The sequence below is a fragment of the Bradyrhizobium sp. USDA 4502 genome (assembly GCF_054063355.1).
Genome location: NZ_JBSSGF010000001.1, coordinates 4,765,083 through 4,777,818 on the forward strand (window position 1 = coordinate 4,765,083; position 12,736 = coordinate 4,777,818).

Sequence of the window (12,736 nt, forward strand, 5' to 3'; positions counted from 1 at the left end):
CCCTCGCTCGTTAACTTGACAGAAGGCCATAACTGCCGCAGCATTTCGCTGACTGCACCTGTTGGGGTGCTGGAGCGCTTGCTCCTCGCGTCGCAGGAATTGACGGACGATTATGGGATCGGCCGCCAGGCAGCAGAAGCGGACAGATGTCCGTTGGACCACCCCTCGGAGAGGAGCATGACGCCACCGGCGAAAGCCAGCGACCTTGCTCAGCGGCAAGGTCACGGTGCACGTTGAGGCGAACAGCAGCTGCTAGCCGCGTGCACTGCCGACAATCTGAAGATATCCGCAGGACGAGAGCGCAAAGGCCACGCGCTTTTAGGTCCCGAAACACCACTGGTCTTTACCAGACATCCTTCGCTAAAACGAAGTAGCAGGGCCCCGCAAGATGCTTGAATGCACCGGGGCCCATTCGTTTGCCTGCCATCTCCCTTCATCAGGCCGCATTGCACCCCCGCGCGGGATCGGAAACAATTGTCCCGACCGGGTGAGGAACGATGATGGAAAAGCCGCGCGTACGCATCTACACCGACTACAAGTCTCCCTATGCCTACGTCGCCAACAAGCGGCTATTCGAACTCGAGGAGATCTACAGCGTCGATTTGGAATGGCTGCCCTACACGCTTCGCATTCCCGAATTCATGGGCACGGTCGAGGAACGCACGCCGCACTTCTGGCGCAAGGTGCGCTACGCCTACATGGATGCGCGGCGGTTCGCCAACGCGCAGGGATTGACCATGAAGGGCCCGCGCCGGATCTACGACGCCTTCTACGCCAGCGCCGGGATGCTGTTCGCGCAGCGTCACGGGCTGTTCCGACCCTATCACGACACGGTGTTCCGGAGATTCTGGAACCATGAGCTCGAGATCGACGAACTGCCCGAGATTGCCGACGTGATCACCGCGGTCGGCGGCTCCGCCGACGCCTTCGAGGCCTATGTTCGCGGTCCTGCCCGCGCCGAACATGATCGCATCATCGACGAGGCCGAAGCCCTCGGCGTGTTCGGCGTGCCCAGCATGGTGTTCAACGGCGAGTTGTTCTGGGGCGGCGACCGCATCGACATGCTGATCGAGCGGATCAAGCAGCCTGAGACGATTGCGATCGCGCTTGGCAGCCGGCACCGGACGTAGGCGCCGACCGTTTCGAATCGGCCTATCGTCGCTGATCGATCAGCCTCCGTTCAGGATCGCCCAGCACCTGGTGCGTTCCAGCACCGGCTTCAACGCCGCGCGCTCGCCGGCATCGAGCGCGGCAAACTTCTCGCGCAGCTGCTGCAGGCATTTGACCTGATATTTGAACGGCGCCAGCGCGTAGGGCAGTCCCCAGACGTTGATCTCGAGCCGTTCGAGGCCCTTCGCGAAGGCATCCGCGTTGGCCGCCAGGAACGGCAGATAAAGTTCGCCGGCGATCCGCAGCAGCGCCTCCGCGAATCCGCCAAGCGCCTGCTCACGAGGATACCAGTCACCCTCGACACCTGACGCATCGTCGAGCCGCCGCACCCAGTGATCGGTGAACGGCGCGCGCTCGCGCATGATCCGCATCGGGGTCGGGTCGGTCGCCATCTCGCTGAGCTGGCCGAACCAGGCAAAATCCGCCAGCGACGGCCGGCTGCCGAACAGATAGCTCCTCATGCCGACCTGAGGCTCGAACGCGGCAAGCGTACGCCGGTAGCTCTCCTCCAGCAGCGGCCTGTTCTCATCCGTTGCGCCGAGAATGACCATGCGCGAAATCTGCCGCTGCCGGAACTCCTCGATCTCCTCGCAGCTGCCGGCCTCGGCCTCCGATGTCGACCACTCCTCGCCGGCCCAGCGCGAGACATAGGCCTGGTCTTCCGGATCCCACCAACGATAGAGAAACAACGGCTTCACCGCCCATTCGTCGGCGAGGTCCTCGAGCAGATCGCAGATGAAAGCGATGGCCTTGTCTTCGGGGATCACCGACCGTCCCTGATGCCGCGCTTCCAGATCATAGGCCAGCGTCGTGGTCTCGCCGCGGTAGCTGCCGTCGGGATATTGCAGCACCGGGATCAGCATCGGCTTCAGATGCGCGGTTGCCTCGCGCAAAGCCTTGGTCATGATCACCCAGTCGTGCGGGATCCGACGGTAGCGCATCAGCGCGCGCAACTTGATCGCATAGGGCGAGGCGGTCGAGCCGATCAGGCGATAGCGGTTCTCCGTCATGGCGACGCCTCCGAAAATGCCGGATTGCCGTACGGATAGAACTGCGCGAGATCGACGTTCTTGTACGGCAGCTTGTCGAGACGCGTGGTACCGAGGAACGGCTCGTCGGGTTCGACCAGGAGGATCGTCTTGGCAAATCCATTGTCGTCGAAGCCGCGCCGGAAATGGACCCGCGACTTGATCGCCATCACGTCAAAGGCGCCGATGTCGGGCACCAGCGCCTTCAGCGAAAACGGCTCCATGATCTGCACCAGATAAGTGGACAGGATCAGCACATTGTTGCGGCCGAAGCGCACGCAGACCCAGAATTGGCCGTAGCCCTCGCCCGCCGCCGAAACCGTACCCTGAATCCGAACCGGATCGCCTGCCGACTCGTCGGCGCGGCCGCCGATCTCCATGTCGAAGGTATCGCCGGCCTTGGCGCCGGCGGCCTTCAGGCTTGCGGTCGCCCTGGCGTCGGCGATGGTCGCGATCACGGTGTTGGCGAGGTCCTGCGCGATGATCTCACGCAGCAGCCAGGTCGCCGACCCCGACCGGTCGCTGTGATCGGCCAGCACCACCGGTGTATTGCCAGCGGCGACGGCCTGCTTGGCCAGCGCAACACCCTCGGTGATGCTGTACAGCCTAGTCGATTGCAGCAAGGCTTCGCGCAGCCGCCAGATCGTGCCGGCGAGATCGCGCGCGACCTGCTCGGCGAGCTTTGGATTGTCGTTGGTCAGAACCTGCACGGTCATGCCGAGATCGGGAACGTCGGCGAACGGGAAGCCGAAGAAGATGTTGACATAGACGTCGACCTCGCGCGCCTCCCAGACCAGCGCGCGCTGCACGAGGTCCATCCAAGGCCGCGCCCCGGTCCATTGCAGCACCGTGGGCAAGATCACGGGAACCTTGATCGTCCTGTGCGCCGGCTTGTAATCGCCTCGGATCGCCCGCACCAGCATACGCGCCGCGCGTTCGCCCTGCAGATGCGCGTCATAATGCGGGAAATATTTGACCGCGAATGCCATGTCCGCCTGCTCGAGGAACGCCTCGTCCTCATTGCCGTGAGGATCAAACGTCGCCGCAATGAAGGCGGAGCGGCCGACCACTTCGCGCACCTGCCGCGCCAGATCGGCTTCGGGACGCGGCACGCCGCGCACGGCCATCGCGCCATGCAGGCACAGATAGACGCCGTCGAACGGTCCCTCCTCCTTCAATCCGGCGATCATCTTGCCGGTGAAGGTGCGATAAGCTTCCTCGGTAATCCAGCCGGATCCGGTGTAAGTCTTCGGCCACAGCGGGGATTCGATGCCGACCAGTTCGACCTCGGAGAACTCGCGCGCCACCTGCACGAAGCCGCCCATATAGTTCTTGGGATCGAACCGCAGCAGCGCCTCGCCTTTGGCCGGCGAGCCCGGATAGATGAAGTCGTCGAGCGTGGTCTCGTTCGGCAGGAACGAGACGGTTTCGTGGGAGAAATGCAGGACGGCGATACGTATCTTGCGATCGCTCATTTTGGTGCGCCTCGGCTGTTTTCCGCATTGTGGCATTGAAGGCGCTGCGCGCCAATCCGCATTCGGTTTTTGCCCGCCAGACCTGCAAATAAGCAGGCGCAGCACAGCTTGCCGCCGCGCGGATTCTGCTATGGTCGCCGCAACAATCGGGCCGCGGCCCCGCAGATATCTCAAGGAGAGAACGCCATGAATCCCCCCGTCAGTTCGCCCGCGATCAAGGTCGTCAAATCGGTTCGCGAGCAGGTGAGCGCCGAGGAGTGGCAGGCCCGCGTCGATCTTGCCGCCTGTTATCGGCTGACGGCGATGTACGGCATGACCGAGATGATCGCGAACCACATCTCCTGCCGCGTGCCCGGCACCACCGACCAGTTCCTGATCAACGCCTACGGCATGCTGTATGAGGAGATCGACGCCTCCAGCCTGATCAAGGTCGACGTCGAGGGCAACACGCTGCTCAACGCCACCGACTACGACGTCAACGTCGCCGGCTTCGTCATTCACAGCGCCATCCACATGGCCAAGCACGACATGGATTGCGTCGCGCACACCCATACCCCGGCCGGCATGGCGGTCTCGGCGATGGAATGCGGCCTGCTGCCGCTGGCGCAGACCTCGATGCGCTTCCTGCACATCGCCTATCACGACTTCGAGGGCATCGCCGACAATGTCGACGAGCGCGAACGCCTGGTCCGCGACCTCGGTGACAACGAGGCGATGATCCTGCGCAATCATGGCCTCTTGGTCGTCGGCCGTACCGTGCCCGCCGCCTTCAACGTGCTGTTCCGCCTCGAGCGCGCCTGCCAGACCCAGGTGATGGCGCTGTCCTGCAATACCAAGCTGATCTATCCGCCGCAAAACATCCTCGAAGACACTTATGAGCGGATGCTGCCGAAGCCGGGCCGCGCCGCCCGCAACGGCGAACTCGCCTGGCCCGCGCTGCTGCGCAAGCTCGACCGGGCGGATCCGTCGTATCGGGATTGAGAGCGAAAGCCGGCTTAGGCCTTCTCCATTCGTCGTCCCGGCGAAGGCCGGGACCCATAACCACAGAATAGCGTTGTTGAAAAACAGGCCGTGGCCCAGCGTCGCGCCACAATTCGCATTCGTGGCAATGGGTCCCGGCCTTCGCCGGGACGACGCTGAAATTGTTGCACGATCTGTGAGTCACACATCCCATTCTCGCGGCGCCTTTCGCCCGAGCTTTGCTGTTCGTTTCACCCTCTGAAAGAGAGGGCGCAGGGAAAGCTGGGTGCCGATCGCACCCATGGGCCCCGAGCAATGGGTAGTAAGCTCGGGGGTAGGACCACAGGTGTAACCGGAAACAACCCGGCTTTCCCAGCGCGATGGGCTACGGCTTATTTCGTGCTCTCCCCGGCGAGACTGGGCTTGCTTGTCACCGTCTTCGCAACGCGCATCGCGCAATTCGAAAAGACACCTACCGCTAGGCGGTGTGGACTCTAAGGATTCCCTTTTAGGAGCAAATCAGATTCAAGGCTGCTTTTGGGAGGCAGTCTTGGGTGTGATGGATCGTCTGGTGTTGAGCGATGCGGCTTGGGAGCGGATGGCGCCGCTGATCATAGGCCGGCCTGACCAGAAGGGCTCGACCGGGCGCGACAATCGGATGTTCGTGGAAGGTGTGCTGTGGATCGTTCGCACGGGCTCTCCCTGGCGTGATCTTCCGGAAGCGTTCGGGGATTGGAACAGCGCGTTCCGGCGCTTCAGCCGATGGAGTGCCAAAGGCGTCTGGTGGCGGATCTTCGAGGCAATGTCCGACGATCCGGACTTCGAATATCTGATTGTCGATTCCACCATTGTTCGAGCCCATCAGCATGCTGCCGGGGCCAAAAAAGGGGGTCTGAAGATCAGGCGCTTGGCCGTTCGCGCGGCGGCCTGAGCACCAAGATACATATGGCCGTTCGCGGCTTGGGATGTCCGGTACGGTTCACGATCACCGCAGGCCAGAAGGGCGATGCACCGCAAGCCGCCACATTGATCGAGGGATTGCCTGCCGAGGTTTTCATGGCCGATACGGCTTATGACGCCGATCACCTGCGCCAGGACATTGCAGCCAAGGGCGCGCTCGCCGTCATCCCCAACAACCCGTCACGCGCGCTCAAGTATCCGCTCGACAAGCATCTCTATGCCCAGCGCCATCTCGTCGAATGCTGCTTCTCAAAGCTCAAGCAATTCCGCCGCGTCGCAACCCGCTTCGAAAAGACCGCCCGAAATTACCTTGCCGTCATCACTCTCGCAGCCATCGTCCTATGGCTGCGATAACTGTCCACACCGCCTAGGGCGTCAGGACCACACGACTTGATGTCTAGCCACTTTTTCGACTTGTTGAAAACGGTGGAAGTGCCGGAAAATAAAGGCATTTCCCGCATTGTGTTGGGCGAGCGAGTTGCCCGTCCGGACCCGCTGGGCCCCGATAGGCCCTAGTTTCACGTATGCGCGAGCGCGGCTGGCCCGGTGCCCTGTAGCCCCCTCGCGCCGGGCCGCTGTTTGGCCTTCCTATCGCGGCCGTAAGCGCTCGGATTGCGTGTGTCCTTCTTGCTCAGGAAGCGAAGACGAAGCGTGTGCCCGTGTAGGAGCGCAGGAGCTTGTTCGGCACCTCGGCCTTGGCCATCTCGTAGAACGGCTCACCAGTGCAGTGCAGTGGAATAACGTAGTCGATATCGATACTCTTGAGCGCTGTGATCGTGTCGCGCACATAGCCTTCGTTGTAGGGCGCGAGGTGGAAGCCGCCGATCACCGCATGAACCTTGTTGACGCCCGAAGCCGCTTGGGCCTGTTTGATTGCGTTGATCACCCCGCGATGACTGCAAGAGGTCAATACGATCAACCCGCGGCCTCTTAAATTGAATGCGGTGGCGATCTCGTGCCGGAACTGGTCCGGGATGACAGCCTTCGTCCGTTCGTCCTCTGGAAGCTTGTCGGCATAGCATCCAATGCCGTGGTCCACGCCGATCCTCATGGCGCTGGGGGACAGCAGCTTCTCAAAGCTTGTCTGGTCGATGTGTCCTGTGGTGAAGCCGTGATCGGCGACCAGTGCCGGTCCTTCTACATAGGTGACTGCAACATTGGCGTCTTCCAGCGCTTTCCGATCCAAGGCTCCGAAGTCGCCGCGCACCGGCGGAGCGGTCCATTCGCGCGAGCAGAATGCTTCCTCGCCGCCGATGTAGATAGGCAGCTTGGCTTTCAGCTTGCTGCTGTTTTGCTTTAGGAAGCCAGCAAGACCGCCAAAATGATCGTAGTGACCATGGCTCAAGACAAGGGCGTCAAGCGCGGCCGGATCGATGCCGACGAGATTGGCATTGTTGACAAGCGCGTCAGGTGAGAAGCCGAAATCCACCAAGACATTACGTGCCTCGGTGCCGCGCCGCGTCTCGACGTGCATCGACAGGCCGAACTCACTGATCAGCGTTTTACCGGGCGGCTTGCCTCCGCCGATGCCCCAGCCGAAGTGTTCGATCTCTACATCGGCAACCTTCCGGCTCGGTGCCACGGCGAATTGATAGCTGTCGACCACTACACGTACTGCCACGCGGTCGATCTCCGGAACCTTACCCGCCATCGCTTCTGCCCGCACCGGCTTCGCGCCGCCCATCAACGACGCCACGACGGCGCTGAACAGGGCAGCACCACCGCCGCACACCACATCGCGTCGATGAATTGCGTTGCACTGGCAAATGAACATAGTCAAATCCTCCCTTTGCGCGGCCTTTGCTGCCGCAAGGCATCGCGCGGAAACGCACTCCAACCAAGGGCGGAGGCGTTGGAGTGCCGAACACACCAGCGTCTGGCAGCCCGCACACCGAGGATCATTGCATCCTATCCCCCGTTGGACATCGTGGCGAGTGTCATTCGGCACGGGCGAGGCCGAGCCAAGTTTCGACGGCAAGGTAGAAGCTGGCCGTGCGCGCGTGTGATCGGGGATACAAGCGCAGTGCTTGGTCCGGTTCGGTCAAAAGGCGGCATACCGGAGTTACTCGCCGAAGGTCTGCTCCAGCCCTAAAAGCGGACATGGCCGCTGTTAGCAGCATGCTGTCCGCTCCCGATGCGCGCCGTCTGCCGCCGCCGTGGTGTCGCGGTCGCGTCGAGGACGACAAGGTGATCGATCTGCCCGAGATACCGTGGAGGGCGTGAACTGATCGTGCGGAGAGTTGGCCTGCAAGCCGCGCTTGACGCGCGGCGCAAGCGAACATCAATCGGATGACCGCACACGCCAAGCAGCAAACTGGCTGGCGACCGACAAGAGATGCTCCTGCGAAAAATTTGCAGCTTCTTGACCAGCATTGCGCGCTGTGCGGCGACCTGCTTCTCGGTGCCGCCGATCTCCAGCCCAGTTGTCCTGTCCGATTTGCCTTGGGCGAAACGCCGCAATAGCTGCTTCTCGCGCGGGCTCAAGATCGGCGGTCGTTCAAGCATCGGCGGCCCTAGCTGTCCGTCGAATTGGGTCAGGACACGAACAGCGCCGCAATTGCCATCGCTATCGGGAGCAACCCGAGGCCGATGACGCCCATGGTGAACGCGATTTCGCGATGAGGCAGCGGTTGGAATGGGTGATGCATGACCATGCCCTCCTCGACCCCACCAGCAGCCCCAGCGTCCGCGCGGTCGGATCGGCGCTGGAACTATGCACCCAAAGGGAGACATCCGCCAGACCTGCAACCGAGCACATCACGGTGAGCGTAACTCCGGGGTCGAGGACGATGCCGCGCTCGATCTCGACGTATTACGGCGCGACCGTCGAGCGGTGGCAGCCCCTCCGCAATCAGTCGACAGGGTCCTGTGGAGGCCGGAACTTGGCGCGGGGACCGCGCGACGGCGACGTGTGAGGATATTTGCCATCGCGCATTTTCGATTTTATTTTTGTACGAACTGGCACAAAAAGGCGGTGCGCGATGTGGCGCAATGCCGTCGTCCGACATTGTCGAAGTCCGAGCCGTCAGTGCAGCCGTCGCGCCTATCGTACTTGTCGTAACTCTTGAGCAGATCGTCTGCGAACAGGTCTTCGCCAACAACGGAGCTCGCGCATGACCATGAACAGCATCGGTATCCCCGAAGGTTTCGAGCCTCACTTCCGCAAGAGCCCTTTCACCGATCCTTGGGAACCGCTCTATTCGAAGCGCACGGACAAAGCCGTGATCATCGGATTACGGCTGGCCAAGCCGCACACCAATGCGCGTGGCAACGTTCATGGGCGGGCTGATCTCCGCGCTTGCTGACAACGCGATGGGCTATAGCTGCGCACAGGCGATTGGCTGGGCATCGTCGCTGGCGACAATCACTCTTGCGGTCGACTTCACCGGCATCGCGCAGATCGGGCAATGGATCACCGTGGACAGCGAGGTGATCAAAACCGGCAGAACGATCTGCTTCGCACAAAGCCTAATCAAGGCCGACGACAGTGTAATCGCGCGTGCGAACGCCACGTTTCGCGTGGTGCCGAAGCATGAGGGTGACACTCATCCCCGTTAGCGTCTACGTCCGATCCGGGTCAAAACGCGACTTGCGTTCTACGTCGGCTCTTAGGCCGTACCGGACGTTCACCACACCGCTGTCGCGGTAGAGCACGACGGCCCGACGCCCGCGAGTAGGAAAGTGGCTCCGCTACCCAGCGACAGATTGGCCGGGCGCTCTGCCAGCCTTTAGCTGCGCAAGGCGGCGCGGAAGCCGACGAAGCTCAACGCGCCCGCCACAATGACGGCAATCCAGCTCGGCCAGAACGGTACATCGACGCCATTCAACGTGATGGACCAACCCATCACAATCCGGATCAACTGCAGAAGCGCGATCAGGGCAAAGAAGGCGGCGGCAAGTGTGCAGAAGGTTCTTACGGTCATTGCCCATCTCCGATGGCACACGAGGACCTGCTCGTCTCGTACACCAAAATGGGGAGGGGCGCGGCTCGGCGGCCACTCGCCTTTAGGAGTACACGGCCCTAGATCAGCCCATTGCCGCGCTGCTTGAGCGCCCAATGCCGGTAGGCCTCGTCCTCGTAGGGATCATCCTCTGTCGGCGGCGGGATCAGCTTGGCACCTTCGCGGCGGAAGTGATCGAGGCCGCGACCCATCGCCTTGCCCTTGATCGTGTGCTGATCATGAGCCCAGTCCGGTATCGTCGGGGCGAAATCCTCCAGCGATGACCGCAAGCCGATGGCCGCCGCGAAATGGCAGCCCGCGCGCGACTTCGGTGCAGGCGCCATCATGCGGATGGCATTGCCGATCATCAGGCGCGCTTCGCCGATGCTCTTATTGTACCGTTCCTTGCTCTGCGCCACGGCGGCGGCGACGAACGGCACCACATGCGGCGCGGCCGACGTGTCGCCTACGCGATCTTGTATGCAGCAGACTTGCCGCTGGCGCGCTCGCTCGTGTGGAACATCCCGACCATCGGCATACTCATGAATGTTGCGGCGGTATTCCTGAGGTGAGCGGTCGCGCATCGGGCTCGCGTAGCCCCTACGCCGAGCGGCCTTGCTGCTCGCCCCAATTGCGCCAGTGAGTGGGATGAACCTCCACGGCGCGGTTCGTTGCCGTCTTGATCCAGCCATTGTGGTCACGACGACAGGGGAAGATCAGAGAGTATATGTCCCCCTTAGCGTCGATAACGGCCAATTCCAAGTCGCGATCGAACGGGGCGGTTTCAATCGGCATCCACATCATCACTGACTAGCCGGCGAACCGGCGCGGCTCATTGATTATTGTCAACGGCGTCCTCAATCCTTACCGCGTGACCGTCGATTTTGCGCCTGCCATTCGGCTAGCTTGGCTTCCTCCTCGGCCAAAAGCTTGTGCAAGGTCTCGATCTTCCGAGCGTTGGCTTCCGTTTCCAAAAGTTCTTTGTGTGAGCGATGTTGGCCCGAAAGATGAAATCGGCCATGGTTGCTGCCGTTATGATTGAGCTAGCTTCATCGTGCCACAACCGGCGTGTAAATTGGAAGCCGGTTGGCTCGCCCGCAGGATTGAAACCACGCCAGGACAAAATGGACGAGATCGAGAAACACGGCCTCAAATTGATCGACGTCATGAAGGCCGCCGGACTTGGCGCGGGACAGGTCATCCGCCGAGAGACGATTGATGCGGTTTGGAGCGCTGCTGGTGCAAAGCGCGATGATCTAGCTGCCGGGCTCAAGTTTGCCGAAAGCTTCGGCTGGATCGAGGACCGCGATGGCAGCGGGACTTTCGTGAGGCTGACCCCTGCCGGTGAAGCGATAGTTGCGGTTTAATGTAACGTCTGCCGTCGGTGATGCCGCGACACGTGATCAACGAGCTCCGCGTTCAAACAGTTTAGGATGTGCTCCAACTGCTCATTGACCAGCAAGAGCGCCCTGAGAGCGCTCCGCACATCGCCGTCACAGGCGGCAACGATCTCGTCTAGCTCCCGGTCATACTCGTCCAGATAATCGTTGGTCGTTGGGTGCGGCATGCGAACAACATCCAACCAGAAAATGTCTTGTCGAAACAACGAGCGCAGCATTTCTCCTCGATATTCACAGGCAGGCGCGAAAGAGCCGGTTGCATTTCTGCGGGCCGCGCTCTGCTCTGAACGGATACTTTCAGCCTTTTGGGAGACAATATGGTCGAGGTGTATTTCAACGTCAGGCGCGATCTCCTCGTTGTGAAAAACGGATTTCCAGTGCCGGACATCAGCGCTCAGGGCAAATGGCGCAAGAGCAAGAAGAGGGTCGTCAGGGTTAGCGAGGAGATCAGGCAGGCGGTTCAGAGCCACGGCTATTACATGCGCAGGCTGAGCGATCTCAAGAAGAACTAACTGCCGAAAAAACGCGTGGCGCGCATGCAAAAGCCCGGCCGTCAATGAGACGGCCGGGCGGAGAGGAAATATGAACTCGATGAACACCGCGAATATGCTGCGGCGCGGGAAAAACTTCCATCCCGGACGAATACGGGTGGCGGCCGGTGCCTAGACGCACTCGCGTGGGGGCGGCTGTTAACCGCCAGGCCGAGGCGAGAATGCATCCACGGACGCGGCTATTCGGGTCGCCAATTCAGTGGCGGTCGGCGTGGACTGCGTTTCGAGCGGCGAGCCGACGGAATGGACCGCTGCCAATCCAGCACCAGCGGTCCAAACAGCTATCGCAATTGCAGCGAGATATTCGATCCTCATGGCGATGGTCCCTTGCATCGGCCCCATCAATTAACCCGACACTTTTGGAATTGGTTCCCGAGCGCGAGCGATTTCCTATGAGTATCGCCGGCGTTGCCCGGCGCTTTGCATGGTCGATGCTTCGGCTCTGTGCTCCGTAGGTTCCTCATTCCGTTCGCGATCAGAATTGGGGAACGAAGAGGCTAGCCAAGACTTAGAAGCCATGAGGCCGCCGCTCGCTGGCGAACAACCCGGCGCATGTCGCAGATAGCCAAAGGTCGTTACCAAAGACCCGCTGTTGTCAAAAACCAGCGCTCGCGCAAGATAGCCAAAAGCGGCGGTCTCCGGTTTAGTCACAATCGCTAGCCGCGCCCCGATGTGTTTGCGGGGGGAGCGCACTCTCGGCCTGCCGGTGCGTTGTTCATTCCGACCGGAGGCTGTGTAATGCGCAACCGCATCGACATCGACCACGTTCACAGCCGGGCCATTGTCCGGGAGATCGGCGAGACGAGCGTCGCTGGAACCAGAGACGGAACTCTCGCCGAGGCTCAAAATGCAAATCGACCGACTCCGCGAATTTGAAGAGCAGTCGCCCTCAATCATTCCAGCGGGTGAGCGCTGGGATAAGCCTCGTCGTTGAGCCGGGAGAAGGACTGGGTCCTCACATCGGCTGCGCCGTGCCAGTGCGCGCGTTCCTTTCAGAACAGCCCGATCACGATGAAAAAGGCGACCTCAGTCAGGAAAGTGACGCTCATAATCGCAACTATGAGGAAGGCGTTGCCCGCTGACAGTGGGATCATGATATGCCTCGCATCTTGCGAAGCCCCGAAGCCTCCAAGCGCTAATTCTCCGAGGGCCGGAATGTTTCGGTTCCCGAACGCGGGAGCGGATGTTGCGATCGGTGCTGTCGTCCTGGTTCCACTCGGGAACGCGGTTCAAATATTGAGCCTGATCTGA

At 61.3% G+C, this 12,736-nt stretch carries 11 protein-coding genes and 1 pseudogene; 5 read left to right on the plus strand and 7 right to left on the minus strand.

Annotated features, from left to right (window positions below; translation table 11 throughout):
* Positions 1-500 precede the first annotated feature (500 nt).
* Entirely contained in the window at positions 501-1,130 is a 630-nt protein-coding gene (locus ACVW1B_RS22235; protein WP_456780108.1) for a DsbA family protein, read from the plus strand.
* 39 nt (positions 1,131-1,169) lie between these two features.
* Here the strand turns inward: ACVW1B_RS22235 and ACVW1B_RS22240 are convergent, their stop codons facing one another.
* Positions 1,170-2,180, minus strand: a complete 1,011-nt coding sequence (locus ACVW1B_RS22240; protein WP_253607717.1) for a glutathione S-transferase N-terminal domain-containing protein — start codon at positions 2,178-2,180, stop codon at positions 1,170-1,172.
* Positions 2,177-3,673: a M81 family metallopeptidase gene (locus ACVW1B_RS22245; protein ID WP_253607716.1), complete on the minus strand. Its 1,497-nt coding sequence runs from the start codon at positions 3,671-3,673 to the stop codon at positions 2,177-2,179. Before ACVW1B_RS22245 ends, ACVW1B_RS22240 begins: the two co-directional genes overlap by 4 nt.
* 186 nt (positions 3,674-3,859) lie before the next feature.
* Between ACVW1B_RS22245 and ACVW1B_RS22250 the strand changes: the two genes are divergently transcribed.
* Complete coding sequence (locus ACVW1B_RS22250; protein WP_021080321.1) at positions 3,860-4,654, plus strand: class II aldolase/adducin family protein; 795 nt, start codon at positions 3,860-3,862, stop codon at positions 4,652-4,654.
* A 529-nt stretch (positions 4,655-5,183) separates the two neighbouring features.
* Positions 5,184-5,947 (plus strand): IS5 family transposase gene (locus tag ACVW1B_RS22255; RefSeq protein ID WP_092083899.1). Its coding sequence is split into 2 segments (ribosomal slippage): positions 5,184-5,519 and positions 5,522-5,947, totalling 762 coding nucleotides; the frame shifts between segments, so codons are not numbered across the junction.
* A gap of 277 nt (positions 5,948-6,224) precedes the next feature.
* Here the strand turns inward: ACVW1B_RS22255 and ACVW1B_RS22260 are convergent.
* Positions 6,225-7,367, minus strand: a complete 1,143-nt coding sequence (locus ACVW1B_RS22260; protein ID WP_229163158.1) for an MBL fold metallo-hydrolase — start codon at positions 7,365-7,367, stop codon at positions 6,225-6,227.
* A gap of 314 nt (positions 7,368-7,681) precedes the next feature.
* Positions 7,682-8,098 carry a helix-turn-helix transcriptional regulator gene (locus ACVW1B_RS22265; protein WP_229163156.1) on the minus strand — a complete coding sequence of 139 codons (417 nt, stop codon included), beginning with the start codon at positions 8,096-8,098 and terminating at the stop codon, positions 7,682-7,684.
* A gap of 614 nt (positions 8,099-8,712) precedes the next feature.
* Here ACVW1B_RS22265 and ACVW1B_RS22270 point away from each other — a divergent pair.
* A pseudogene (locus ACVW1B_RS22270) lies at positions 8,713-9,151 on the plus strand (PaaI family thioesterase).
* 170 nt (positions 9,152-9,321) lie between these two features.
* Here ACVW1B_RS22270 and ACVW1B_RS22275 read toward each other — a convergent pair.
* Complete coding sequence (locus ACVW1B_RS22275; protein ID WP_456792576.1) at positions 9,322-9,516, minus strand: hypothetical protein; 195 nt, start codon at positions 9,514-9,516, stop codon at positions 9,322-9,324.
* Positions 9,517-9,614: 98 nt separating this feature from the next.
* Entirely contained in the window at positions 9,615-9,977 is a 363-nt protein-coding gene (locus tag ACVW1B_RS22280; protein ID WP_456822263.1) for a hypothetical protein, read from the minus strand.
* Between the two features lie 576 nt (positions 9,978-10,553).
* On the opposite strand from ACVW1B_RS22280, the gene ACVW1B_RS22285 reads away from it, so the two are divergent.
* Positions 10,554-10,901 (plus strand): hypothetical protein, encoded by a 348-nt coding sequence (locus ACVW1B_RS22285; protein WP_253636027.1) that lies wholly within the window; start codon positions 10,554-10,556, stop codon positions 10,899-10,901.
* Here the strand turns inward: ACVW1B_RS22285 and ACVW1B_RS22290 are convergent.
* On the minus strand, positions 10,898-11,533 hold the full coding sequence (locus ACVW1B_RS22290; RefSeq protein WP_456822264.1) for a hypothetical protein: 636 nt from the start codon (positions 11,531-11,533) through the stop codon (positions 10,898-10,900). The genes ACVW1B_RS22285 and ACVW1B_RS22290 overlap by 4 nt on opposite strands.
* Positions 11,534-12,736: the final 1,203 nt, after the last annotated feature.

Bases quoted from the DNA above. Each gene is read 5' to 3' on its own strand.
- ACVW1B_RS22235 (WP_456780108.1), top strand. From the start codon at position 501: ATGGAAAAGCCGCGCGTACGCATCTACACCGACTACAAGTCTCCCTAT.
- ACVW1B_RS22240 (WP_253607717.1), bottom strand. From the start codon at position 2,180: ATGACGGAGAACCGCTATCGCCTGATCGGCTCGACCGCCTCGCCCTAT.
- ACVW1B_RS22245 (WP_253607716.1), bottom strand. From the start codon at position 3,673: ATGAGCGATCGCAAGATACGTATCGCCGTCCTGCATTTCTCCCACGAA.
- ACVW1B_RS22250 (WP_021080321.1), top strand. From the start codon at position 3,860: ATGAATCCCCCCGTCAGTTCGCCCGCGATCAAGGTCGTCAAATCGGTT.
- ACVW1B_RS22260 (WP_229163158.1), bottom strand. From the start codon at position 7,367: ATGTTCATTTGCCAGTGCAACGCAATTCATCGACGCGATGTGGTGTGC.
- ACVW1B_RS22265 (WP_229163156.1), bottom strand. From the start codon at position 8,098: ATGCTTGAACGACCGCCGATCTTGAGCCCGCGCGAGAAGCAGCTATTG.
- ACVW1B_RS22275 (WP_456792576.1), bottom strand. From the start codon at position 9,516: ATGACCGTAAGAACCTTCTGCACACTTGCCGCCGCCTTCTTTGCCCTG.
- ACVW1B_RS22285 (WP_253636027.1), top strand. From the start codon at position 10,554: ATGGTTGCTGCCGTTATGATTGAGCTAGCTTCATCGTGCCACAACCGG.